General features: G+C 48.2%; 27 protein-coding genes. 16 read left to right on the plus strand and 11 right to left on the minus strand.

Annotated elements, in window-relative coordinates; genetic code table 11:
• Nucleotides 1-49: 49 nt before the first annotated feature.
• The gene (sufB, locus tag ACI1P2_RS06555) at nt 50-1,447 is read left to right on the plus strand and encodes a Fe-S cluster assembly protein SufB (RefSeq protein ID WP_355318008.1); all 1,398 of its coding nucleotides are present in this window, start codon (nt 50-52) and stop codon (nt 1,445-1,447) included.
• A 68-nt stretch (nt 1,448-1,515) separates the two neighbouring features.
• Here the strand turns inward: sufB and ACI1P2_RS06560 are convergent, their stop codons facing one another.
• Together ACI1P2_RS06560 and moaD are read right to left on the minus strand one after the other, a co-directional pair.
• Nucleotides 1,516-2,574 carry an HD-GYP domain-containing protein gene (locus ACI1P2_RS06560; RefSeq protein WP_355318010.1) on the minus strand — a complete coding sequence of 353 codons (1,059 nt, stop codon included), beginning with the start codon at nt 2,572-2,574 and terminating at the stop codon, nt 1,516-1,518.
• Between the two features lie 79 nt (nt 2,575-2,653).
• Complete coding sequence (gene moaD, locus ACI1P2_RS06565; RefSeq protein ID WP_355318012.1) at nt 2,654-3,385, minus strand: molybdopterin converting factor subunit 1; 732 nt, start codon at nt 3,383-3,385, stop codon at nt 2,654-2,656.
• A 164-nt stretch (nt 3,386-3,549) separates the two neighbouring features.
• Between moaD and ACI1P2_RS06570 the strand changes: the two genes are divergently transcribed.
• The 8 genes from ACI1P2_RS06570 to ACI1P2_RS06605 all read left to right on the plus strand — a co-directional run bounded on the left by ACI1P2_RS06570 (nt 3,550) and on the right by ACI1P2_RS06605 (nt 11,191).
• Entirely contained in the window at nt 3,550-4,989 is a 1,440-nt protein-coding gene (locus tag ACI1P2_RS06570; protein ID WP_355318014.1) for a bifunctional metallophosphatase/5'-nucleotidase, read from the plus strand.
• 43 nt (nt 4,990-5,032) lie between these two features.
• Complete coding sequence (locus tag ACI1P2_RS06575) at nt 5,033-6,142, plus strand: HD-GYP domain-containing protein (protein WP_355318016.1); 1,110 nt, start codon at nt 5,033-5,035, stop codon at nt 6,140-6,142.
• Nucleotides 6,143-6,253: 111 nt separating this feature from the next.
• On the plus strand, nt 6,254-7,387 hold the full coding sequence (gene yfkAB / locus ACI1P2_RS06580; RefSeq protein WP_355318018.1) for a radical SAM/CxCxxxxC motif protein YfkAB: 1,134 nt from the start codon (nt 6,254-6,256) through the stop codon (nt 7,385-7,387).
• Between the two features lie 43 nt (nt 7,388-7,430).
• Complete coding sequence (locus ACI1P2_RS06585) at nt 7,431-8,777, plus strand: hemolysin family protein (protein ID WP_355318020.1); 1,347 nt, start codon at nt 7,431-7,433, stop codon at nt 8,775-8,777.
• A gap of 21 nt (nt 8,778-8,798) precedes the next feature.
• On the plus strand, nt 8,799-9,830 hold the full coding sequence (gene ytvI, locus ACI1P2_RS06590) for a sporulation integral membrane protein YtvI (protein ID WP_355318022.1): 1,032 nt from the start codon (nt 8,799-8,801) through the stop codon (nt 9,828-9,830).
• Between the two features lie 246 nt (nt 9,831-10,076).
• Entirely contained in the window at nt 10,077-10,301 is a 225-nt protein-coding gene (locus ACI1P2_RS06595) for a spore coat associated protein CotJA (RefSeq protein WP_355318458.1), read from the plus strand.
• A 2-nt stretch (nt 10,302-10,303) separates the two neighbouring features.
• Complete coding sequence (locus tag ACI1P2_RS06600; protein WP_355318024.1) at nt 10,304-10,591, plus strand: spore coat protein CotJB; 288 nt, start codon at nt 10,304-10,306, stop codon at nt 10,589-10,591.
• A 30-nt stretch (nt 10,592-10,621) separates the two neighbouring features.
• On the plus strand, nt 10,622-11,191 hold the full coding sequence (locus tag ACI1P2_RS06605) for a manganese catalase family protein (RefSeq protein ID WP_355318026.1): 570 nt from the start codon (nt 10,622-10,624) through the stop codon (nt 11,189-11,191).
• Between the two features lie 472 nt (nt 11,192-11,663).
• Here the strand turns inward: ACI1P2_RS06605 and ACI1P2_RS06610 are convergent, their stop codons facing one another.
• On the minus strand, nt 11,664-12,083 hold the full coding sequence (locus ACI1P2_RS06610) for a DUF1259 domain-containing protein (protein WP_408976155.1): 420 nt from the start codon (nt 12,081-12,083) through the stop codon (nt 11,664-11,666).
• Between the two features lie 27 nt (nt 12,084-12,110).
• Between ACI1P2_RS06610 and ACI1P2_RS06615 the strand changes: the two genes are divergently transcribed.
• On the plus strand, nt 12,111-12,239 hold the full coding sequence (locus tag ACI1P2_RS06615) for a hypothetical protein (protein WP_355318030.1): 129 nt from the start codon (nt 12,111-12,113) through the stop codon (nt 12,237-12,239).
• Here ACI1P2_RS06615 and ACI1P2_RS06620 read toward each other — a convergent pair whose 3' ends face one another.
• Together ACI1P2_RS06620 and ACI1P2_RS06625 are read right to left on the minus strand one after the other, a co-directional pair.
• Nucleotides 12,240-12,365, minus strand: coding sequence for a hypothetical protein (locus tag ACI1P2_RS06620; RefSeq protein WP_355318032.1), 126 nt, complete (start codon nt 12,363-12,365; stop codon nt 12,240-12,242).
• Nucleotides 12,366-12,404: 39 nt separating this feature from the next.
• Nucleotides 12,405-12,647, minus strand: a complete 243-nt coding sequence (locus tag ACI1P2_RS06625; protein ID WP_355318034.1) for a DUF6199 family natural product biosynthesis protein — start codon at nt 12,645-12,647, stop codon at nt 12,405-12,407.
• Between the two features lie 87 nt (nt 12,648-12,734).
• Here ACI1P2_RS06625 and ACI1P2_RS06630 point away from each other — a divergent pair, with 87 nt between their 5' ends.
• The gene (locus ACI1P2_RS06630) at nt 12,735-13,370 is read left to right on the plus strand and encodes a DUF1349 domain-containing protein (protein WP_355318036.1); all 636 of its coding nucleotides are present in this window, start codon (nt 12,735-12,737) and stop codon (nt 13,368-13,370) included.
• A gap of 71 nt (nt 13,371-13,441) precedes the next feature.
• On the opposite strand, the gene ACI1P2_RS06635 is transcribed toward ACI1P2_RS06630, so the two are convergent.
• The 3 genes from ACI1P2_RS06635 to ACI1P2_RS06645 are packed head-to-tail and all read right to left on the minus strand — an operon-like array spanning nt 13,442 to nt 15,052.
• Nucleotides 13,442-14,053 (minus strand): DedA family protein, encoded by a 612-nt coding sequence (locus ACI1P2_RS06635; protein ID WP_355318038.1) that lies wholly within the window; start codon nt 14,051-14,053, stop codon nt 13,442-13,444.
• Between the two features lie 21 nt (nt 14,054-14,074).
• Entirely contained in the window at nt 14,075-14,719 is a 645-nt protein-coding gene (locus ACI1P2_RS06640; RefSeq protein ID WP_355318040.1) for a hypothetical protein, read from the minus strand.
• A gap of 18 nt (nt 14,720-14,737) precedes the next feature.
• A complete protein-coding gene (locus ACI1P2_RS06645) occupies nt 14,738-15,052 on the minus strand; it encodes a PadR family transcriptional regulator (protein WP_355318042.1) in 315 nt (104 codons plus the stop codon).
• 209 nt (nt 15,053-15,261) lie between these two features.
• Here ACI1P2_RS06645 and ACI1P2_RS06650 point away from each other — a divergent pair, with 209 nt between their 5' ends.
• Nucleotides 15,262-15,651 carry a winged helix-turn-helix transcriptional regulator gene (locus ACI1P2_RS06650; protein WP_355318460.1) on the plus strand — a complete coding sequence of 130 codons (390 nt, stop codon included), beginning with the start codon at nt 15,262-15,264 and terminating at the stop codon, nt 15,649-15,651.
• Between the two features lie 22 nt (nt 15,652-15,673).
• Here the strand turns inward: ACI1P2_RS06650 and ACI1P2_RS06655 are convergent, their stop codons facing one another.
• Nucleotides 15,674-16,747 (minus strand): SDR family oxidoreductase, encoded by a 1,074-nt coding sequence (locus ACI1P2_RS06655; RefSeq protein WP_355318044.1) that lies wholly within the window; start codon nt 16,745-16,747, stop codon nt 15,674-15,676.
• Between the two features lie 214 nt (nt 16,748-16,961).
• On the opposite strand from ACI1P2_RS06655, the gene ACI1P2_RS06660 reads away from it, so the two are divergent.
• Nucleotides 16,962-18,374: a helix-turn-helix domain-containing protein gene (locus tag ACI1P2_RS06660; protein WP_355318046.1), complete on the plus strand. Its 1,413-nt coding sequence runs from the start codon at nt 16,962-16,964 to the stop codon at nt 18,372-18,374.
• 195 nt (nt 18,375-18,569) lie between these two features.
• Nucleotides 18,570-18,785, plus strand: coding sequence for a hypothetical protein (locus tag ACI1P2_RS06665; RefSeq protein WP_355318048.1), 216 nt, complete (start codon nt 18,570-18,572; stop codon nt 18,783-18,785).
• A 91-nt stretch (nt 18,786-18,876) separates the two neighbouring features.
• Here ACI1P2_RS06665 and ACI1P2_RS06670 read toward each other — a convergent pair whose 3' ends face one another.
• The gene (locus ACI1P2_RS06670; protein ID WP_355318050.1) at nt 18,877-19,050 is read right to left on the minus strand and encodes a hypothetical protein; all 174 of its coding nucleotides are present in this window, start codon (nt 19,048-19,050) and stop codon (nt 18,877-18,879) included.
• A 98-nt stretch (nt 19,051-19,148) separates the two neighbouring features.
• Nucleotides 19,149-20,060 (minus strand): LysR family transcriptional regulator, encoded by a 912-nt coding sequence (locus ACI1P2_RS06675; RefSeq protein ID WP_355318052.1) that lies wholly within the window; start codon nt 20,058-20,060, stop codon nt 19,149-19,151.
• Between the two features lie 214 nt (nt 20,061-20,274).
• Between ACI1P2_RS06675 and ACI1P2_RS06680 the strand changes: the two genes are divergently transcribed.
• Entirely contained in the window at nt 20,275-20,739 is a 465-nt protein-coding gene (locus tag ACI1P2_RS06680) for a DinB family protein (RefSeq protein WP_355318054.1), read from the plus strand.
• Nucleotides 20,740-20,775: 36 nt separating this feature from the next.
• Nucleotides 20,776-21,198, plus strand: coding sequence for a nuclear transport factor 2 family protein (locus tag ACI1P2_RS06685; protein ID WP_355318056.1), 423 nt, complete (start codon nt 20,776-20,778; stop codon nt 21,196-21,198).
• Nucleotides 21,199-21,348: the final 150 nt, after the last annotated feature.

Below are 21,348 nucleotides of genomic sequence, written 5' to 3' on the forward strand. Positions count from 1 at the left end.
CCGGGGATGCAAGAGGCTGCCGGTTCCCATCCAGAAGGGGTTGAACGAAATGGCGAAAAAGGCACCTGAGTTAGAGGAGTACAAGTATGGTTTTCGCGATGAACACAAAGCCATCTTCCAAACCGGCAAAGGTCTGACACCGGAAATTGTTAAAGAAATTTCCCGGATTAAAGACGAACCGGAATGGATGCTGGAATTTCGGCTTAAATCGCTGAAGCAGTTTGAAAAAATGGCCACTCCGCAGTGGGGCGGCGACCTGAACGATCTGGATTTCAACGAAATTCAGTACTATGTGCGTCCTTCCGAGAAACAAGGCAAGACGTGGGAGGAAGTTCCGGCTGAAATTAAGGAAACCTTCGACAAGCTGGGTATCCCAGAAGCGGAGCAGAAGTTCCTGGCAGGAGTATCCGCACAGTACGAGTCCGAGGTTGTCTATCACAACATGCAGAAGGATCTCGAAGATCAGGGCGTTATTTTTACGGATACGGACACGGCTCTTAGAGAGCATCCTGAAATTTTCAAGGAATATTTCGCGACTGTGGTACCTCCGGCTGACAACAAATTCGCAGCACTGAACAGTGCCGTATGGTCCGGCGGAAGCTTTATCTACGTGCCTAAAGGCGTGAAATGTGAAATTCCGCTGCAGGCTTATTTCCGGATCAATTCGGAGAACATGGGACAGTTCGAGCGTACGCTCATCATTGCGGACGAAGATAGCTTCGTTCATTATGTGGAAGGCTGTACGGCTCCGATCTACAGCACCAACTCCCTGCATAGTGCCGTGGTTGAGATTATTGCGAAGAAAAATGCGCGCGTGCGTTATACGACGATTCAAAACTGGGCGCCTAACATCTACAACCTGGTGACCAAGCGGGCGGTTGCGGAAGAAAATGCTACGATGGAATGGGTTGACGGCAACATCGGCTCCAAGCTGACCATGAAATATCCGGCCGTTGTTCTGAAGGGCCGCGGCGCGAAAGGTATGGTTCTGTCCATTGCCGTAGCAGGCAAAGGGCAGCATCAGGACGCAGGTGCAAAAATGATTCACCTGGCTCCTGACACAACGTCAACGATCGTGTCCAAATCCATCAGTAAGCATGGCGGCAAGGTAACCTACCGCGGTCTGGCATCCTTCGGACGCCAGGCGGAAGGCGCGAAGTCCAATATCAAATGTGATACGCTCATTCTGGACAACGAGTCCACTTCAGATACGATTCCATACAATGAAATCATGAATGATAACATTACGCTGGAGCATGAGGCTACAGTATCCAAAGTGTCTGAGGATCAGCTCTTCTACTTGATGAGCCGTGGCTTGTCCGAGGCGGAAGCGACACAAATGATCGTTATGGGCTTTATCGAGCCGTTCACGAAAGAGCTGCCAATGGAATACGCAGTTGAAATGAACCGTCTGATCAAGTTCGAGATGGAAGGCTCCATCGGTTAAGCTGCTTTATTGCAATATAAAACTGCCTACAGCATAAAATTTGCTGTAGGCAGTTTTTTTCAACCATACTAAATATATACTTCCTCAATAGCCAGATCCCGCTCTTTAGCCAGATCGATGAAACGACCGTCATCCATTTTAATCAGGGGCCGGAAATAATCAACTGGATTATTCAAAATGATTGTGCCGGTGAGCCCGTTGGTGAGCAGCACCTTCTTCTTGATAAAATTAGGCAGCATATGACGGATAAAGGTTTGGGTAGCAACCGGGTCCAAATGGCCGAAGCTCATGGCGTGCAGTTCCCTCAGAACGGCCAGCAATTCCTGCTTGGATTGATAGACACGGTTGGAGGTCATAGCGCTGTATACGTCCGCAACTGCCGTAATTCGAGCAAAAGGATGGATCTCTTCCTTGAACAAGCCGTGGGGATAGCCCGTTCCGTTCTCGCGTTCATGATGCTGAAGCGCCACTGCTGCCGCAATCTCATCTGACGTTGAATTCCGGATGAGATCGTATCCGTATTGAGTGTGTTTCTTGATTTCACGGAACTCCTCTTCCGTTAATTTGGCGGGCTTGTTCAAAATATGAGCCGGGACCATGCATTTCCCGATATCATGCAGATAGCCGGCTCTGCCGGCCGTATAGGCCTCTTCCTGGGAGTACCCGAGCCAAACGGCAAGGTAATAAGATAAAACACCCACTTCGAGGGAATGATTGTAGGTGTACTCGTCTTCTTGACCCAATAGCAGCAGCATGGAGACGACGTCCTTCTGCTGGGCTAACTCGTCAACAATAGGAGCAAACAACTCATCCACCCGATGAGAATTGAATTGGCCTGAAGCGGAAGCAGATAAGAACATAGCCTGCATACCATCGATGGCATCGTTGAACAGAGGAACAACGTGCGCGAATGAATTAGGGGCAGCCGGTTCATCCTGACCAAAACCGTGCGCGTTATTAGAAGCGCTTGCTTCTATATCGATATATTCAATATTGTGCATCAACAGCTTGCGAATGTCATCATGTCTAAGTGTGGTACCTTTGGTCAAGACTGGCACACCGTTGTCGTTGTATGTATCGCTCTGTAGACGGTCTCCTGGTTGGGCATCGGTGACGTGGACTCTCAATCGGTTCTACCACCTTTTTTTTCTTGAAGTGATAAGAATACTATATCAAGAAAAAAATCCCATGACAACGACTTTGTTACTAGGATTGTGGCGGTAGCGTAGGGTTCCAAGGTCCTAGTTGTGAACCCTTCCATTCGGAGCCGTCTTCCCAGATCTCCTTCTTCCAGATCGGGACCTTGTGCTTGAGGGCTTCAATAGCATAACGGCTGGCCTCGTAGCATATATCACGGTGCGGGGCAGATACAGCGATAATGACGCTCGCTTCCGCGATGTCTACTTTGCCGGTTCGATGCGCAATTGCACAAAGCGTGCCAGGCCATCGTTCGGCGATGTCCCGGCCGATTTCGGACAGCTTGTTCAGCGCCATGGGAACATACGCATCATATTCAAGATGTACGGTTCGTTGTCCTGCGGTCATTTCCCTTGTCGTACCGACGAATACGAGGGCAGCGCCATGGTTCGCAGTAATAACTTTGGCTGTAATGTCCTCCTGCGAAAGCGGGTTTTGCGTAATGCTATGCCAACCGTCGCTGCTCGTATATACGGGATGACTGTCATGCCCGTCGCCACCGGAAACCGGTGGAATGATTGCGACCTCGTCGCCTTCTATGACAGGGGTTTCCGGGGATGCAAATTCCTGATTTACGGCCACAAAAGACGATTGTATTGCGGCTGCGGCATCCGGATAATCGGCGGCGAGCTGTATCTTGATATGATCGGCAGTAACGGAAGCGGCCGCAAAGCTGATCACTACACGGGATGAACCGATACGTTCGGCAAGTCCGGCGAACAGCAGCACTTCTATATTCATGGATGATTCACCTCGGTTTATGTTTTGCTGCAAATTTTTAGCTCCTTCAATATATCATATTGCCTAGTAAAATGTTATTCTTAACAATTAGATATCCTATATATTTCATGGCATGAACAAGATACATGTAAGAATCGGATCCGGTATAGGAGGCAGGAACGGACATGGAATCCGCTTATAAGCAAACTTTAACGATTCTGCACACGAACGATATCCACAGCCGTTTCGGAAGCATGCCTTCGCTCGCAGCTATGGCTGCCGAGCAGAAGCGAGTCTGTGAAGGAACCGTGCTTCTCCTTGATATCGGTGATCATATGGACAGAATGGCCCCGGAAACGGAAGGCACCTATGGTGGGGCCAATGTGGATGTAATCAATCTGACAGGCTATGATGCGGTAACGATCGGCAATAATGAGGGCTTGACGTTCACTCCCGACATGTTGGAGCGGGTTTATGCAGGTATCCAATGCCCTGTAGTATGCGGCAATATTCGAGAATTATCGACAGGATTCGCCCCCTCCTGGATGAGAGAGTCCCTGGTATTAGACAAGGATGGTATCCGTATCGGACTGGTCGCAGCAACGGCGCCTTTTGCGGCTTTTTACAGGCTGCTTGGCTGGGAGGCAATAGATCCGGTTGAGAGCCTGAAGGAGCAAGTGGCAGCGATCCGCGGCAGCGTGGATGTTATGATTGTAATGTCGCATTTGGGGTTACATACAGATAAGAGGCTTGCCAGTGAAATCAATGGCATCGATGTCATTCTCGGCGGACATTCGCATCATGTGCTGGAAACACCTCTCATGATCAATGGAACGGCGCTGTGCGCCGCAGGCAAGCATGGAATGCTGATGGGCAAGGTGGTTCTGAGCCGCTCAGGAGACCAAGAGCCCTTTAAGGTGATCTTCGGGGAATGTCTGCCCCTGAACACCTCCATATTGGATGAAAGCGTGGCGGCTGCTATCGCTGTCCATCGCGAGCAGGCGGATATCCGGCTGCAGGAAACCGTAGCTTTCACAGACCACGTCTGCCCCATTGCTTATGACATGGAATCGGAGTTTGGCAATATTATGGCCCAGGCAGTGCGTCATTTTACAGGGGCTCAGCTCGCCATAGTCAACTCGGGACAGCTTCTGGGACCACTGCCGGAAGGCAGCATTTCGAAGGGGCTCCTGCATCAGCTGTGCCCTTCACCGATCAACGCCTGTACGATGAATTTGAAGGGGGCGGCAATCCGTCTTGCGCTGGAGCAATCACTTTTGCCCGAATTTGCCGATAAAAAGATTATAGGTTTCGGATTCAGGGGCGAGGTGCTGGGCAGTCTGTGCGTTGACGGGATTCAGGTCCTATACGATCTTCAGCGACAGCCGTATGACAGAGTCATTGAAGTCAGGCTGGATGGCAGCCTGATGTCGGATGATGCGAGCTATAACGTGGGTACGCTGGATATGTTTTCCTTCAAAATAGGGTATGAAAGTCTGGCTGCAGGGACGGAGCTTGAATATCGTTTGCCGGAATTTTTAAGGGATCTGATCGGAGATGAGCTTCAGCGCCCGAATGCCCTGAAGGACAGCATGGTATCCCGCTGGATTGCGGTTCATGAATAGGAGCAGGTCATAAGTTATCTTTGGTGCGGAAGAGGGTATTGCAATGCGGCTGTTAGCGGTTAGTTCATTACGTCCGGGAATGAAGCTCGGCAAAAAAATTTATAATGAGGACGGACTGGTTCTGCTGTCGGAGGAGGTAGAACTGAATGACCGGATGATCAAGCGTCTTGGCGAGGTGGGGATTGCATACGTGTATATTCAGGACCCCAAAACCGACGATATAGATATCCCGGAGATGATTCAGGAAAAGACGAGGCAGAAGGCCCTGCAGGAAATCCGAAAGCAGTTCAGGGAAATTTCCGGTCTTTCGCTGCAAAGATCTGTCCCCCATTTGGGAAAAGCATTTGGCAGTATCATGGAATCCATTCTGGAAGATATCGGAAGCAGGCAGGATACAATGATTATGCTCAATGACTTGGGCAGCACGGATCAAAATTTGTACCAGCATTCCTTGACGGTATGTCTGTATACCCTGGTGATGGGCAAGGCCAATGGCTACAACCGTCAGCAGCTGCTGGAGCTGGGCATCGGTTCATTGCTGCATGATATCGGCAAAACGCAGCTTTCCCCAGGTATTTTGCTGAAGCCGGGAAAGCTGACCCGGGAAGAGTATCTGGAGGTGCAAAAGCACGCGCAGATCGGATATCAGATTTTAAAAAAGGTGCCGGATATTTCCCTGCTGTCCGCAATTTGCGCTTTACAGCATCATGAACGGATCGATGGAACGGGTTATCCTAACAGGCTGCATAACGGAGAAATTCATGAATATGCCAAGTGGATTGGGCTTGCAGACTCCTATGATGCCATGACAGCGAACCGGAGCTATAGAGCACCTATGCTCCCCCATCAGGCGGTAGAAGCGCTCTATACGGGGGCAGGAACCCTGTACGAGCAATATATGCTGGAAAAATTCCGTGACTGTGTGGCTATTTATCCCCTTGGGCTCCCTGTCGTATTAAGCACGGGCGAAGAGGGAGTTGTCGTGCGGATTGATCCCGGTGTTCCGCACCGGCCCGTCATCCGGGTGTTGAAGGATCAGGACGGACAGGAGCTGGCAGCTCCTTATGAAATCGATCTGTCAGCGGTTTTATCCGTGATCATCACGGAAGCAGGCGGGGTTAAGAAGGCGGAGGAGCCTGCCGGACGGGGATAGTTCAAACCTGAAACTGTGCAGCGGCCGCCCGCCTCGTGTTATGATTATATAACAGGAAATTTATGTTCCTATGTAATCAGCATAACAAGAAGAAATAAGGTGGAAAACTAAATGTCAGGACTATATGGCACAAGCCATTCGCTAAAACCTTTATCCCCGGAGTATGATCCGTGGGACCCAATCGATTCTTTAAAGCAATTTGGCCGGCATACGCTGACCAGTGTGGAAATGACAGTGACCCATTTATGCAATATGCGCTGCGAGCACTGTGCTGTCGGTGATTCGCTGGTAATGAAGGAGGAGCCTTTCCTGCCTTTATCGCTGATGCTGAAGCGGCTGGATGAGGTGGAGAATCTGCAGACGATCAGCATAACAGGGGGCGAGCCGGCCCTGATGGAGAAAACCGTCGACGAGATCATCGTCCCGCTGCTGAAGTATGCGAGAGAGCGCGGCATCCGTTCGCAAATCAACTCCAATCTTACGCTGGACATCGGCAGATACGAGAAAATGCTGCCTTACCTGGACGTGATGCATATCTCGCATAACTACACGGATGCTGACAACTTTTACGAGGTGGGCTTCGCGAATACGAGCCGTCCGGCTCCACGGGCTGTGGCTTCCCGGCTGTATGAGAAAATGATGGATAATGCCGTCAAGCTGAGCCGCATGGGCATGTTCATTTCTGCGGAATCCATGATCAATTACAGAACGCACACGAAGCTTCCGGAAATCCACCGGCTCATTCAGGAAATGGGATGCCAGCGGCATGAGGTGCATCCGATGTATGCATCCAATTTTGCGGCATCCCTGCCGATGCTGTCGCTGGAGGATATGCGGGCCGCGATCCATCGTCTGCTTGATCATCGCAATCCGGAACTGTGGATGCTGTTTGGTACGCTGCCTTTCTTTGCCTGCTCCGGTAATCCGATGGATCAGGAACTGCTGCGGCGGCTGCGGGCTGAGCGGAACGTCACGGTACGCAATGACCCCGACGGGCGCAACAGGGTTAACGTGAATATGTTCACAGGTAGTGTGTACGTAACGGATTTTGCCGATATCCCGGCATTTGGCAACATTCATCAGCAAAAGCTGGACGACATCTTCGGCAGCTGGCTCAGCGAGCACCCGCTTTATCAGACGGTGAACTGCCACTGTGCTGCGGCTAATTGTTGCGGCCCGAACCTGCTTGTGGCGGATATGTATTATAAAGATGTTGATTTTAAAACGAAAGAGGCAATCATCTGATCATTTATGCCACTACAGACATGACGGAAAGAAGGAATAAACCTTGGTCCATACCGAGTTTCATTTTGGAGAGCTGTTCATAAATCTGTTCCTGGTGCTGCTGCTTGTATTTCTGAACGGGGTATTTGTAGCCGCTGAATTCTCCCTTGTGAAAATGCGCCAATCGCGATTAGCCCAGCTGGAAAGCGAGGGACACCGCTTGGCGGGGTATGCCATCGAGGTGAACAGCAGACTGGATGCCTATCTATCCGCTACCCAACTCGGTATTACTCTAGCCTCACTGGGGCTCGGCTGGCTTGGCGAGCCGGCCATATCCGAGCTGCTCGTGGAGCCAATCATGTATCGGCTGGGAGTTGCCGATGAGACACTGATTACGACGATTTCAGTCGTGATCGGCTTCTGCGTCATTACGTTTCTGCACATTGTGCTGGGTGAGCTTGCTCCGAAGTCGCTTGCGATTCAGCGGACAGAGGGCGTTGCCCTGCTGCTGTCTGCCCCGCTGCTGTTTTTTTACAAGATATTCTTCCCGGTCATTTGGGTGCTGAACGCAGCCGCCAACAGGCTGCTGCGCATGTTCGGCATTCAGCCGGCCAGTGAGGCGGAAGCGGCGCATTCGGAAGAGGAAATCCGCATATTGATGAATCAAAGCGCCATGAGCGGCGTTATAGATAGCAATGAAATCAAGCTGATGGACAATATTTTCGATTTCTCTGACCTGCTCGCCCGTGAAGTCATGAAACCCAGAACGGATATGGATTGCCTGTACACCAACCTTTCTTTTGAGGAAAATCTGAAGATCATCAACGAGACGCGGCATACACGCTATCCGGTGGCTGTGGGGGACAAGGATCAGATTATCGGGTTTGTGCACATCGCGGATATTTTCCTGCCGGAGTGCGGTGACAAGCCGGACTTGGCCTCGATCGCAAGACCCATTCTGAGCGTGCCGGAGTCGATGGAGATCAGTCAGGTACTGCGTCTGATGCAGAAAAATCATGTGCAAATGACGCTTATCATGGATGAGTACGGCGGAACAGCCGGCATCCTCACTACGGAGGAAATTCTTGAGGAAATCGTGGGCGATCTGTACGATGAATTCGAGGATGAAAGACCATCGGTAGAAATGGTCGGCGACGCGATATCCGTAGACGGCCGGTTGCTGCTGGAGGAGGTCAATGAGGTGGCGGGAACGGAGATCGAGGATGATGAGGTGGATTCGATAGGAGGCTGGCTGTACAAAGAGCTTGAAGGCAACACACAAAAAGGGAAAAGCATCCTGCTGGATGGCTTCAAAATCGAGATTGAGGAATCGACCAAGCTGCGCATTTTAAGGGTTAAAATTCACCCTATACCGAGGTTGGGGGATGAAGCTGTAGGCGAGGCGCATTAAGCTATTTGAGGGAAGTGGATCATGTCGGGAAAACAACTGATTATTATTGCTATAGGTCTGGTCCTGCTGTACGGGACTTTCACCGTCGGAGCCCCCTTTCTGCTCGCATTTATCATCGCCATCTTCCTGGAGCCGCTGGTCGGGCTTCTGATGAACAGGCTGAAAATGAGCAGAGTGGTAGCGTGTACGGTCAGCTGTTCGGCATTCCTGGTGCTGCTGTTCGTACTGGCCTACATACTGGGGCTTCAGTTGTTTACACAGTTGGTCGAATACTGGAGAAACGCTCCTGCCTACTTCCAGTCCGCCAATGACTTTTTACAGAATACGTTCGTGCAGGCCGAAGGCCTGTTCAAGCAGCTTCCTGCGGAGACGGCAAACGGCATTGAGACCTTTATGGAAAATGTGAGCAACTACGCAATGTCGCTGGTCAATACGCTTTCCTCCGGTGTGCTCTCGTTTGCCAAGGAAATACCGAATATGTTCATTTTCTTTATTGTATTCTGTGTAGCGGTGTATCTGTTTTCCTTCAGTTTGGATACGATGCGGGCGTCGGTGCTGTCCTTCTTCGAGGAAAAGTCGCGTGATCAGGTAAGCGATGTGCTTGTAAGCCTCAAGAAGTCCATCTTCGGCTTCCTGCGTGCCCAGATCATTCTTTGTGTTCTGACTTATGTAGAAACGCTGATCGGTCTGCTGATCCTGGGGGTTGATTATCCCCTGGCGATTGCGCTTCTGGTCATGCTCGTGGACCTCCTGCCCATCTTAGGGGTCGGTTCCGTGCTTGTGCCATGGGCCGTGTACCTGTTTATTACAGGTGATATCTTCACAGGCATCGGGCTGATCATCCTGTTTATCGCCATTACGGTACTACGCAGAGTCATTGAGCCGAAGGTCATCGGCGATGCGGTCGGCATCGGGGCGCTGCCCGCCCTGATCAGTTTGTATATCGGTTTCAAGCTCGTTGGTGTTGTGGGCTTTTTCATCGGCCCTCTTGTCATTATTATTTACTCAGCCATGAGGAAAGCTGGACTTTTTCAAATCAAAATCAAGTTCTAAGGTGCAGTCTGCTGTCACCAGAAAGGTTCTCCACAAGCCGGAAGGCTGGCGGGAGCCTTTTTTTGTTTTTCCCTCAAAAGATTCCAGTTCAGCTTTGCCTGCTGTCCGCATACGTTTGAAAATAGAGGTTTACTAAGCGGCAAGCCGTTCAGCGCACACGGTTTCAGCTTCTAGAGAAGGAAGGAGGCATATGTTGTGAAGGATGAGAATGTTATGGATACGAATGTTATGCATACCAAGAACACCATGCAGTTTCCGCAAGAGGGAGTGTATGCCCCATTTATCGGTCCATTTGACCCCTGCCCGCCCATCAAGCTAAAAACATACAGTCTTCCCCCGAACCTGTTCATCCATTTCCAGCCCCCGGGTCTGCCTCAGTTCAGTCCCAGGGAGGCGTTGAGGCGGGGAACCCTGTGGCCTGATTTGTATAGCCGGTATGTGTCGAAAATGAATACAAAGGAGGCTGACTGAGGATGAGCGATGAAGAGCGGACCCAGCAGCCGATACCCTGTGACGAGCAATATTATGAGCTGCTTGAGCGGCTGCAGGAGCTTGATTTTGTCCTGGTGGAGCTCAATCTGTACCTGAACACCCATCCCAATGATTTGCAGGCGATTGAACAGTACAACCAGCTGACACGCGACCGCATGCAGGTGGCTCATCATTTTCAGCTGTTGTACGGGCCGCTGCAAAATTTCGGCCATGCCTATTCCAAGTATCCCTGGGAATGGAGCAAAGCGCCTTGGCCATGGCAGGTATAGAGCGGGAATCCAAAGTGAGGAGATGGTTCCGTGTGGATTTATGAGAAAAAGCTGCAGTATCCCGTCCGTGTCAGCAAGTGTGATCCACGTATGGCCAAACTGCTGCTGGAGCAGTATGGAGGAGCCGATGGTGAGCTGGCGGCAGCGCTTCGTTATCTGAATCAGCGCTACACAATCCCGGACAAAGTGATTGGGTTGCTGAATGATATAGGAACTGAAGAGTTCGCCCATTTGGAAATGATTGCCACAATGGTCTACAAGCTAACCAAGGATGCCACGGTGGAGCAGCTGCAGGAGGCAGGTCTGGACGCTCACTATGTGGCGCATGACCGTGCTCTGTTTTACGAAAATGCAGGCGGTGTTCCCTGGACGGCGGCATACATTCAGGCCAAGGGTGATCCGATTGCGGATCTGTATGAGGACATTGCGGCCGAAGAGAAGGCACGGGCTACATACCAGTGGCTGATCGACATGACGGATGATGTGGATCTGCAGGATGGACTGAAGTTCCTCCGTGAACGGGAGATCATTCACTCCCTCCGCTTCCGCGAAGCGGTTGAAATTCTGAAGTCGGAGCGGGACGCGAAGAAGGTGTTTTGACGGAGGATTTTTAAAGCTGGGGATATAACGTTGATTTGTATATAAAACAGCCCTGTCAGATCTAGCTGGCAGGGCATTTTGGTTTGGAATATGAACAGGCTATTTTATCTAAAAGAGAACAAATGTTCGCATTCGAGGAAAACTTATGCTATAATCTGGATTGGATAACGGGTGGGAGTCACGGCGCAGCCTTCTGCAAAGGAGGTGATTGACGCCATGACTGCTCTGGGTGCGTTTTACTGGATCTTGAAAGTAATTGCGACATTGCTAAGCCTATGGTTTAGCTCTCGTAAGCTTTACCGATGGATCAGGAAAAGACGCAACAAGCGCAAAGCAAAACCCACCGCTAAAGGTTGATCGCCTCGGTGGGTTTTCTGTTCATCGTAACAGATGCGCGCCGTGAGGCACACCTCGTTATCCTGGGGGAGGGTTGCGCCTCCCTTGTTTCTATTCTCATGTTACCACATTGAAATTATTCAGGCAATGCGATTACTGAAAGTTGCTTCTTCAGAACATCTAGAGCAGATCTTAATTTTCTAGCAAATACAATTGGATTTTCAACGGTTTCAAGATGGAGGTAGATCAGTCTTGGCTTTTCGAATAACCAATGGTTGTGTATGGCGGTAATTTTCAGTTTGCGTCTGCGGGCGGCATTGACAAAGCGCTGTACTTCTGATTGCAGGAGGGTGATTTCACCTGTATTCAGAGTCTTTCCGTTTTTAAGAGATTGAATGACGATTTCATGTTCGGTTTCGTAGTTTCTGCCAAGGATTTTGGCACCCAGCTTTCTCTCAACCATAATCGAGCAGCTTTTGCCGTCAGACATGCCTGTACCACCCAGAATGGCAGCTAACCGGTCGCAAAGCGACTTGGAAATCTTCAACATGATCATCTCCCTTCATTTTGCTATAAAGTATGAGTGCTCAAGAAGGGAGGAAACGAGCATCGGTCTATCGGTGAGCAGGCAAGCATCCCGCTGAAGAGCAAAATCCGTGACAGCCGAGAGGCCGGCATCATGACCAGCCTTGTCCATAGGAACCGGAAGTGATTAAAACAAGTTGGCGATTATGCGGACAATGGTTCCCGGCATGGCAATAAACCAATCCAGGGCACTCCATAATGGCTTTTGCAAAAACTCCCTTGAAGTGATTTTTGATCTCATGGATTTTTCCATCGTAAACCCTCCGTTTTTTTAAAAGTAAAGTAACTCTAATCATAAAACAGATGCTACAATATGCATAATACCCGCAGAAAGTAAAATTCCCCCAAGCATCATAGAAACGATTCCTCCAAACCTTGTTACACTTAAATAAGTTTCGCTGGGTTCGGAGTCTCCCTTTACTTTCCAGCCTTCATTGATATACCATCCGATTGAGGGTTTCAGGAAGGACAGTAAACCTAATGCAATACTGATCAGACCGAACAGGATCAAAAAGATTCCGCTAGAAATAGACATTTTGGATCCCCTCCTTTGGTAATAACTACGCAATGGATTGGGAATGAGTTCCATAGGGACTATTGAGTGCACAGGAGGTTTATGAACATGGAAAAATGGATTCTGAACGAGAAGTTTGACACCGAACAATGGAATAGCCAGCTTGAGTGGCGGTGTGAGCCAAACAAGTGGTTCGTAGATAAAGCTCATTCAAAGCTTGTTGTAGAAACAGAAGCAGAAACGGATTTCTGGCAGCGGACCCATTACGGTTTTCGGGCAGATAATGGACATTTTCTATCTATCCAAACAAACCGAAATTTTCGGATGACCACAAAGGTCCAAGCTTCTCCCAAGTCAAAATATGATCAGGCGGGTTTGATGATTCGCTATTCGGAGGATGTGTGGGTTAAAACTTCTTTAGAATACATACCTGATGGCCCTAGCAAATTGGGGGCTGTAGTTACAAATCACGGATACTCAGACTGGTCAACACAATATGTAGATCGCACAGATGTTAATCTGTATTTCAGAATATCGAGGATTGCCCAGAACTGTTATGTGGATTTCTCGTGGAACGGGCAAGATTGGAACCCGATTCGCATAGCTCATATGGATATACCGGACAACGAGCCCGTTTTGGCTGGATTGTACGCGTGCAGTCCTCAGGGGAAAGGGCAGGTTGTTTACTTTGATTTTCTGACTATAGAAGAAATATCTGACGATACGAAAGAAGTTTATCTTTAAAAGGTGAGATAGCGGCACGTTTGACGTTAAGGCAAACATCCGCTATCTTTTGTCCGGATTATCGGCAATCCTCAGCTTTTAATAATTCGCTTGCGCACAAACAGAAAACATATCACAAGCATCCCCAGTGCCAGAAGGGCATACACGGAATTTGAGTAAAGGTCCATGTATCCTACGATTGTTTCCCAGGAAGCGCCAACTGCCGAGCCTATATACACAAGAGCAGTATTCCAGATCAGAGATCCGATCGTGGTGAGGACCAGGAACGGGGGAAAGCTCATTCCTGCACTCCCGGCAGGAATAGAGATCAGACTGCGGATTAGTGGCACTAACCGGCCCAGGAATACAGCCCAAGCCCCATATTTGTCGAACCACGCATATGCTTTCCTGATATCTTCCGGTTTTAAGCGAAAAACTTTTCCATAACGCATGATAAGGGTTTCCAGCCTGTTAACAGATAGTATTTTTCCAGCACCGTAAAGACAGATAGCTCCGGCTACCGATCCGGCGGTAGCGGCAGCGATCACTCCGATTATACTCAGCCCCGACGTAGTGGTCATAAACCCGCCAAAGGTAAGGATCACCTCCGAAGGAATGGGAGGAAATAGGTTTTCCAAAGCAATAAGCAGAAAAATGCCCAAGTAGCCATAAGAATCCATAATTTCGGTAATCCAATGTTCCATTTCAGCACACTCCTTAGTTTCTTAAGAAAAATACTGTTTCAGTTTACGGTGAATGAGTTTGTCCGCAATTCTGTACAGCATAAATAACGCTATGAAGCAAACTCCATAAACCGCCAACACGACCTGCATAATGAACAGAAGCAATGTGCCCGGGGCAATGGCTTGGTCAAGAATGAACAGCAGAAGTGCCGAGACCAGCATAAGCAAAGCGTACCCTATCAAATAATGATGGCCATGCAATTCGAAAGGTTGGGTATGCTTGGACATTGAGAGAAACTCTTTGACTTTGAACTGATTAATTGCTTCTTTGGCCGCGTCTTCTTTTGACCTTCCTTGCTGTTCGAGATCTGCTGCAAAATCCTCCAAATAATTTTGAAGCTCCAATTTATCTTCTTTGTTGAGAGCGAGCTGGGACACGTAAGCATCGATGTTGTTTTGCTTACGGTATATGCTGTTCATTTGAATATGTCCTGCATAGTTTGCCACACTCCAAATGGTCGCCAAGATGAAGGAAGCATAATACGAAACGGCCAGCCAAATTTGGTCGTCGGGACTCAAATGCTCATCGCAAAAGAATGTAACGATACAAATGATAATAGAAAGCAGCAATACCCAGGTGTATCTGATTTCTCCCAGACTAAAAACTTTCCGTGAAAAATTCGCCATTTTTCTCACCTCCCGAGTTCAAATGAACCGATTTACAATCTCGGTTGTCTTCTTCCAGTCCGAAATGAATTTTGCAAGCAATCCTCGGCCATCTTCAGTTACGGTATAGTATTTACGCCGCCCGCCTTGGCTTTGATCCCCCCAATATGCAGAAATTGCCCCTTGCTTCTCCAGACGCTTCAGAGAAAGATACAGCGTAGCCTCCTGAATTTCGAAGGCTCCTTCCGTCTGTTCTTTAATGGCTTTGGAGATTTCGTAACCGTAGTTATCTTGTCTGACCAATACAGACAGAATGAGGAGATCGATTGTTCCTTTCAGCATTTCCGCATTCATTGACATTACCTCCAAACTAATTACTCAACATTATTGAGTACATAAAAATCATAAGCTATATTACTTAATAATGCAATATACTTTTTTGGAAAAGTAATCCGATTCATTCGCTTCAATATCTTTAGCCAAGGTATGTTTTATCGAACGGTTGGCTTGCAAACCGGTGCTCCAGTCGGTAAAGTGAAGTCAAAGGGGGCTGAGTTAAGGTGATGCAGGAGCCGATTAAAATTTATAACACAGCGGTCGAAGCATTTCTTGAGGTGATCGGCGGCAAATGGAAGCCGGTAATTCTTTTTCACCTGACCTTCGGCAAAAAGCGTAACGGCGAACTCATGCGGCTGATGCCTGGCGTCACACAAAAAATGCTGACTCAACAGCTCGGCGAGCTGGTAGAGGCTGGCATTGTAGCACGTATTTCGTACAACCAGGTCCCGCCCAAGGTCGAATACGAATTGACGGAATATGGGTGGAGCTTGAAAGAGCTTCTTCATCTCATGTGCAGATGGGGAGATATGCATGCTGAAAGGGTGTACGGCGATAAAGTAAGTATACTTTTCACACCACCGCAAGTAGAGGATGAGGAAAATACCGGCCCCTAATGATAGAGGACCGGTATTTTTATTAAGGTATGATTTTGCGGCGGCGGAAATCCGCAAAGATGTCCATAAACATCCTTTCTGTATCGACGAATTCATGGAAACCGAAGCGGCGTGCTTTGGACCCGTCGGCAAAAAAGTCGTAATCCCATGAAAATACAAAATCACCGAAGCCCCAGGAAGAAACGTCCTGATAGCTGTTTTTCTCCAAGCCATACTTTTCAACCATAGAATCCCACAGCATTTCCTTATCAGCCATAACCGTCTCCAGCTTCATTGGCAGCGGCGGGGCAGTCTCAAGCTCGAAAAAGGCGGCAATCTTCGGCCAAAGCTCGTTCCAGCGGAAAAGGTCCCCGTTCGTGATGTTAAAGGCCTGATTCGCGCAGCGCGGCTCGGTTGCCGCCCAGACCGTTGCACGTGCCAGCAGTCCGGCATCCGTCATTTCCAGCAGGCTGTGATAAGCCCCTGGCTTTCCGGGAAAACGGAGCGGCAAGCCCAGCTCTTTGGATATGGAGGCGTAGACCGCAATAACCATAGCAAGATTCATCGGATTGCCCAAAGCAAATCCGCAAACGACCGACGGACGCAGTGCCGACCAGGTCCAGCTGCTTCCAGGCTGTCGTTGTTCGAGGAATTGCTGCTGGTCCACATTGAACTCAGGCGGCATATGATAGGCATCCGTTTCCCGCGCCGGTGTTTTGAATGGCCCGAGATGGGCTCCGTACACCTTGTAGCCCTGCATGAGGCTGATATGTTGTAGATTTGGGGCAATCGGTTCGACCGCGTTCACCACGTTCACAAGCATGGACAGGTTTGGCTCAACCAGTTCTGCCCACGTCGGGCGATCCTGATATGCCGCGTAGAAAATATGAGTTACTTCGTTCAAAATGCCCAGTTTCTCCTTTGTCTCCTGTTCATTCAGTAAATCAGCCGCTACATACCGCAGCCGCCCGCTATCTTTCCCGCCGCGACGTGATACCCCGATGATATTCCAGTCAGGGAGCGTCAAGAGATAATCAATAAGATTCCGTCCAATGACACCGTTGGCCCCGACTACCAATGCAGTTTTACTGTTTTTTTCTGAGTGCTCCTGTTTCATCAATGTTTCCCTCCCAGGTTTTTTCTGCTTTGATTGTGAAACAAAGAAGGGGAACTTAAAAGTACGCACTTTAAAGTCATATAGTTACCAAAAAGTAATAATGGTCTGGAGAAGGCTTGAAGAAGGATTTTGAAAAAAACACTTAAAAAAGATACACAAGCATTCCAGAAAGTGGTATACTGATACGGAGAAAAAAACAGGAAATATTATACGAATGCAGCAGATTAAGGGGTGGTTTATTTTGCACAATACAACCACGATTCGCATGGAGCTGGAACGATTCATGAAACAGGGGGATTTAAACACTACCCGTTTGGCCCAAATGGCCGGGATCAACGCGGGAACCATGAGCTCTCTCCTCCATGGACACAGGGTCATGGCTGTAACCCAATTGGATCGGCTTACGGCGACGCTGGGTTTGTCCGAAGGTCATTTCTACGAGCAGTACATTGAGGAGTATCTGAACGAGGCCGAACCGAACTGGCGCAGAATCAGGCCTTTCCTGTACCGCTGCGCAGCATTGGACAAGCTGGAATGCATCCGCCAGACCGTTGGGTTGTTATTGGATAATCTGACATACTCTCCTTTGCTGTTTGAAGTTGCAGAAGACTTTTTTAAGTGTGACCAACGTGAAGCAGCAGCTGTGTTGTTCGAAAGCATAGCGATGAGTGAGAAGAGTCAGCATTCCGAGCGTCTGGCCCTGTGCCAATTTCGGTTATTTACAATCCGGTTAGGCGATGACCAGGAGCTCAACAATCAGGTGGCCATCCAGTTTGAGCCATATGTTGAACGACTGGATGAAGTGGATCAGTTGGATGCCTTAAAAGAATTAGCGAATACATACCGATCACTGCGCAAGTGGAATAAGGTTGAAGAAATAGCTCGAAATATGGGGGAGAAAGCAAAAATTCTATATTTTACATTCCAAAAAGATAAAGAAGAAATATACGCACAGAATAGGCTAAGCAGGCCGCCGTTTTTTTACGTGGCCTATTCGGATTTACTAATATCCAGCGCTTATGAGGCAAACAGGGATTATGAGCAGGCATTGAAATATACAGAAGCTTATGCCGACTTAAGTTGGGTTAAGGAGACAGACGAAGAGACGATTCATTGGATGAATCTATTTAAAGACTGGGCACAGGCAAATACCTATGTAAGTAAACTATTTTGCGGGGATATGAGTATACTTTCAGAATATGTAGAATTTATCGCACCTAGAAAAGATGAGATTGTTGTTTCCCTGCTAAATATCCTTGATGCAGCGAACAGGTTTAATGTTAATGTTGATGAAATTCTTGAACGCTTTGACCCGAAAATCAAGCATCACTTGCAGCATCAAGAAGCGATAAACGTTATATACTCAAAAAAACTTGTAAATGAACAGACTGCCCGACTCTCCAGCGAACTGGCTGACTACTATCTACGCAACGGCCTATATTCCGGGGGATTTAGTTATTTGGTTCGGGCCTTGCAAATATCTTCTATAGGGAACCTTAAATCTTGTTTAGTGAAATGCGTAGGTTTATTTGAACGTTACAAGGAAAAGGACTCCTCAGAACCATCAACGATCTATAAAAAATTATTTGAGGAGTTGTATAAGAAAAACTGGGGTTATTATTTTTAAGCAATTAGACAAGGGACTTACCCAAAGGTAAGTACTTGTTAACATAGAATTATGATATTAAAATCAGTGAAATAATTAAGCAGTCCATCTAACGTTCTAAGTGAGATTGGTCAGGTGCAGCAGGCATCGTATAGTTTCAGACCAATTGGGAAAACCTCCCTAATGTCAAATTTTAAATTGAGCAGGGGGAGTCCCGTGAACATATTGAGGTTAACAACTGCAAACGACCTGGACGGTTTGGAAGGAAATAAAGTGTGGTTGCTTATCGGGATGGTGGTTGTATGGCTTATCATCTGTGTGTTTATGAATCGAAAGCTGAACAAACAGCGCAATAACAAAACCACCGGCGTCATTGGCGGCATCGGCCTGCTGCTGATTTTAGGCTTCTGGGCAGTCCGTTTTTTGCGTTGACGAAGCATCCTGCGGGGTGCTTTTTCGTTTTACTGAAATCTCCATGCCGCCCCATCGCCGAATGCTACCTCAGCATACGGTGTACTGATGGTTACAGGAAACGGAACAGCACAAAAATAACCGCAAAAATGCCAACAACGATCAGCAGGTTGACTACATTCCGCCAAAGGCTGTAGCTTCCGGACAGGTACTTAGGTTCCATTTCTTCATGCTTTTTCTTATGGGCTTCAGGATCATATTGGTCAGGCGGGTTTCTAAAATCCATGATGGAAAAACCTCCTTCTGTATGATTCTTACATGTAACATGATTTCTTACAGTGTTTTTTTGTGCTCAGCAAATTGATCATGAGAAAGTAGAAGCGCTCAGCCTAAGGATCGGCTGCTGTGCTCCATGACGCTTTGGATATAGGACTGCAAAACCTCAATGAACAATTTGGCTGCTTTGCCCATAAACCTGTCTGCACGGTAGATAATGCAAATATCTTGACTTGGTGTGGGGTTCAGCAGTGTAACGGCGGTGATCTGATCCCGATTAAGATAGTCCACTAACAGCCGGGGGAGAATGCATGCTCCGACACCCTGCTCGACCAGGGAAAGCAGAGTCGATAGGGTGGAAGATACGATGGGGCTATCGAGTGTGATTCCCCTTTGCTGACAGCAAGCATTAATAATCTTCGAAATCTGGTGCTCCGGCCCGAACATGACCATCTTCATGTGCTGCAATTGTTCAAAAGGAATGGCTTTCAATTTTGCAGCAGGGTGGTCCGACCTCACAGCCAACACAAACTCTTCATGGAACAGCGGGATAACGGATATCCGATCATCCGGTTTGTCAGGTGTCGTGGTAACGCCGAGATCCCGGATGCCGTCAACAACCTGTTCATATACATCCGTTGTCTCCGTGACCTTAATCGACAGCTTGGGATACGACCGATGAAAGTCGATCAGCAGAGCGTCAAACAAAAGATCTCCGTCTCCGGGCAGGATGCCGATGTCCAGCTTTCCCCCCTCGATTTGCTTTAGATCCGATATGGCCGCTTGAATATAGTCTATGCGCTCGAAAATTAGCTTGCTCTGCTCCAAAAGGATCTGCCCTGCATCCGTTAAAGCAATCCGTCTTCCCATGCGGTCAAACAACGGAACTCCCAACTCATTTTCCAGAAATTTGATTTGCTGACTGAGATTCGACTGAGTCGTACAGAGATTTTCTGCCGCTTTGGAGAAGTGCATCTCCTTGCATATGGCGGCGAAATACTGGAGCTGTCTAAGTTCCATTCCGTGATGCTCCTTTTTCTGTTGTTTTGTTCAGTATAGAAGCAGATCTTGCTTGCCTCCAGTATAACGAAGACTTGGATTATTTTCACTAGCCGACCATTGATCCATTAGTAAGACCGATCCATTGGATCGGAATCGTGTGATTGTTGCATGATCAGGGGACGACTACACTGGAGCTAAAGACAGCAACACCCACAAAGAGGAGGCGTCTCTTATGAGTCAGGCAATTATCAACACAAGTAAAGTGCTTCGTCAGGTTGTCATTGGTCAGGTTCAAGCGATTTCCGAGGAGCAGCTGGACGTGCAGCCCAAGGGCTTTAACAACACAATCCGCTGGAATGTCGGTCACATGATCTATTGGATGGATCGTTACTCCACGCTTTGCTTCGATATACCATCTGCGATCCCGGATCATTATGAGTCATTGTTTAATTCCGGAACCAAACCATCATCCTGGTCCATAGCTCCCCCAGACAAAGAAGAATTAATTCAAATGTTAACGATGCAGCTTTCCAGTTTATCCGAGCTGACACCTTCCATGCTGAACGCAGCATTGAAATCGCCATTTGTTATGGGACCATTCCAATTCGATACGGCAGGCGAGCTGTTCAACTTTGCTTTGATTCACGAAGGAATTCACCTGGGTACCACTTCCGGCCTGCTTAAAGCAATGCAATAAGGTAAACTCAATCTCGAAAAAGGAGACTGATGTTATATGAAAGCTGCCCAAGTGTTACAACAGTATTTTCAAAATTTACAGGATATGGACAGTGCACTCAATTATGTTCACAGAGATGCAAAGTTTATCGCCGCATTCGAGCAAGAGACGGACAGACATCATTTTTATGGGACGTATTATGGGGTAGAAGGCGTAAGGACGCTATTGTCCAAGTTTCAAAAAGATCTCGATACCCAGGAATTTGAAATCCATAAAGTACTGGGCGACGAAATCACAGCTTTTGCCTGGGGAAGATTTCAGCATCGGGTGCGACCGACTAATAAAATGTTTGAAAGCTATTGGGCGGTCGTGTGCGAAGTGGAGGACGGCAAGATTAAGTACTTCCGGGGTTTTGAAGATACGGGTGCCCTGGAGGATTCTTTTAGAGGGGATTCGAATCAATACATTCACTCAAGATAAACTGGAGTTTAAAAAATGGGAATCGTTCATATGTCGAACGACTCCCATTTTTTACTGGCTTGGCTTGAGGTTGGAGCATTGTGATCGCAGCAGTGAAGCAACAATGGAGAAGCAACTTATGTTATAGTTATGGGGAACTAATTCATGGAA

The organism is Paenibacillus jiangxiensis (genome assembly GCF_046098255.1).
Taxonomy (GTDB): Bacteria; Bacillota; Bacilli; order Paenibacillales; family Paenibacillaceae; genus Paenibacillus; species Paenibacillus jiagnxiensis.

Excerpts from the sequence above, each read along its gene's own strand:
- ACI1P2_RS06650 (WP_355318460.1), top strand. The coding sequence starts at position 15,262 with ATGCAGGAGCCGATTAAAATTTATAACACAGCGGTCGAAGCATTTCTT.
- ACI1P2_RS06670 (WP_355318050.1), bottom strand. The coding sequence starts at position 19,050 with ATGGATTTTAGAAACCCGCCTGACCAATATGATCCTGAAGCCCATAAG.
- yfkAB (WP_355318018.1), top strand. The coding sequence starts at position 6,254 with ATGTCAGGACTATATGGCACAAGCCATTCGCTAAAACCTTTATCCCCG.
- ytvI (WP_355318022.1), top strand. The coding sequence starts at position 8,799 with ATGTCGGGAAAACAACTGATTATTATTGCTATAGGTCTGGTCCTGCTG.
- ACI1P2_RS06675 (WP_355318052.1), bottom strand. The coding sequence starts at position 20,060 with ATGGAACTTAGACAGCTCCAGTATTTCGCCGCCATATGCAAGGAGATG.
- ACI1P2_RS06645 (WP_355318042.1), bottom strand. The coding sequence starts at position 15,052 with ATGAATGCGGAAATGCTGAAAGGAACAATCGATCTCCTCATTCTGTCT.
- ACI1P2_RS06680 (WP_355318054.1), top strand. The coding sequence starts at position 20,275 with ATGAGTCAGGCAATTATCAACACAAGTAAAGTGCTTCGTCAGGTTGTC.
- ACI1P2_RS06610 (WP_408976155.1), bottom strand. The coding sequence starts at position 12,083 with ATGATCATGTTGAAGATTTCCAAGTCGCTTTGCGACCGGTTAGCTGCC.
- moaD (WP_355318012.1), bottom strand. The coding sequence starts at position 3,385 with ATGAATATAGAAGTGCTGCTGTTCGCCGGACTTGCCGAACGTATCGGT.
- ACI1P2_RS06570 (WP_355318014.1), top strand. The coding sequence starts at position 3,550 with ATGGAATCCGCTTATAAGCAAACTTTAACGATTCTGCACACGAACGAT.
- ACI1P2_RS06595 (WP_355318458.1), top strand. The coding sequence starts at position 10,077 with ATGCAGTTTCCGCAAGAGGGAGTGTATGCCCCATTTATCGGTCCATTT.
- ACI1P2_RS06655 (WP_355318044.1), bottom strand. The coding sequence starts at position 16,747 with ATGAAACAGGAGCACTCAGAAAAAAACAGTAAAACTGCATTGGTAGTC.
- ACI1P2_RS06640 (WP_355318040.1), bottom strand. The coding sequence starts at position 14,719 with ATGGCGAATTTTTCACGGAAAGTTTTTAGTCTGGGAGAAATCAGATAC.
- ACI1P2_RS06660 (WP_355318046.1), top strand. The coding sequence starts at position 16,962 with ATGCAGCAGATTAAGGGGTGGTTTATTTTGCACAATACAACCACGATT.
- sufB (WP_355318008.1), top strand. The coding sequence starts at position 50 with ATGGCGAAAAAGGCACCTGAGTTAGAGGAGTACAAGTATGGTTTTCGC.
- ACI1P2_RS06635 (WP_355318038.1), bottom strand. The coding sequence starts at position 14,053 with ATGGAACATTGGATTACCGAAATTATGGATTCTTATGGCTACTTGGGC.
- ACI1P2_RS06630 (WP_355318036.1), top strand. The coding sequence starts at position 12,735 with ATGGAAAAATGGATTCTGAACGAGAAGTTTGACACCGAACAATGGAAT.
- ACI1P2_RS06625 (WP_355318034.1), bottom strand. The coding sequence starts at position 12,647 with ATGTCTATTTCTAGCGGAATCTTTTTGATCCTGTTCGGTCTGATCAGT.
- ACI1P2_RS06685 (WP_355318056.1), top strand. The coding sequence starts at position 20,776 with ATGAAAGCTGCCCAAGTGTTACAACAGTATTTTCAAAATTTACAGGAT.
- ACI1P2_RS06575 (WP_355318016.1), top strand. The coding sequence starts at position 5,033 with ATGCGGCTGTTAGCGGTTAGTTCATTACGTCCGGGAATGAAGCTCGGC.
- ACI1P2_RS06600 (WP_355318024.1), top strand. The coding sequence starts at position 10,304 with ATGAGCGATGAAGAGCGGACCCAGCAGCCGATACCCTGTGACGAGCAA.
- ACI1P2_RS06620 (WP_355318032.1), bottom strand. The coding sequence starts at position 12,365 with ATGGAAAAATCCATGAGATCAAAAATCACTTCAAGGGAGTTTTTGCAA.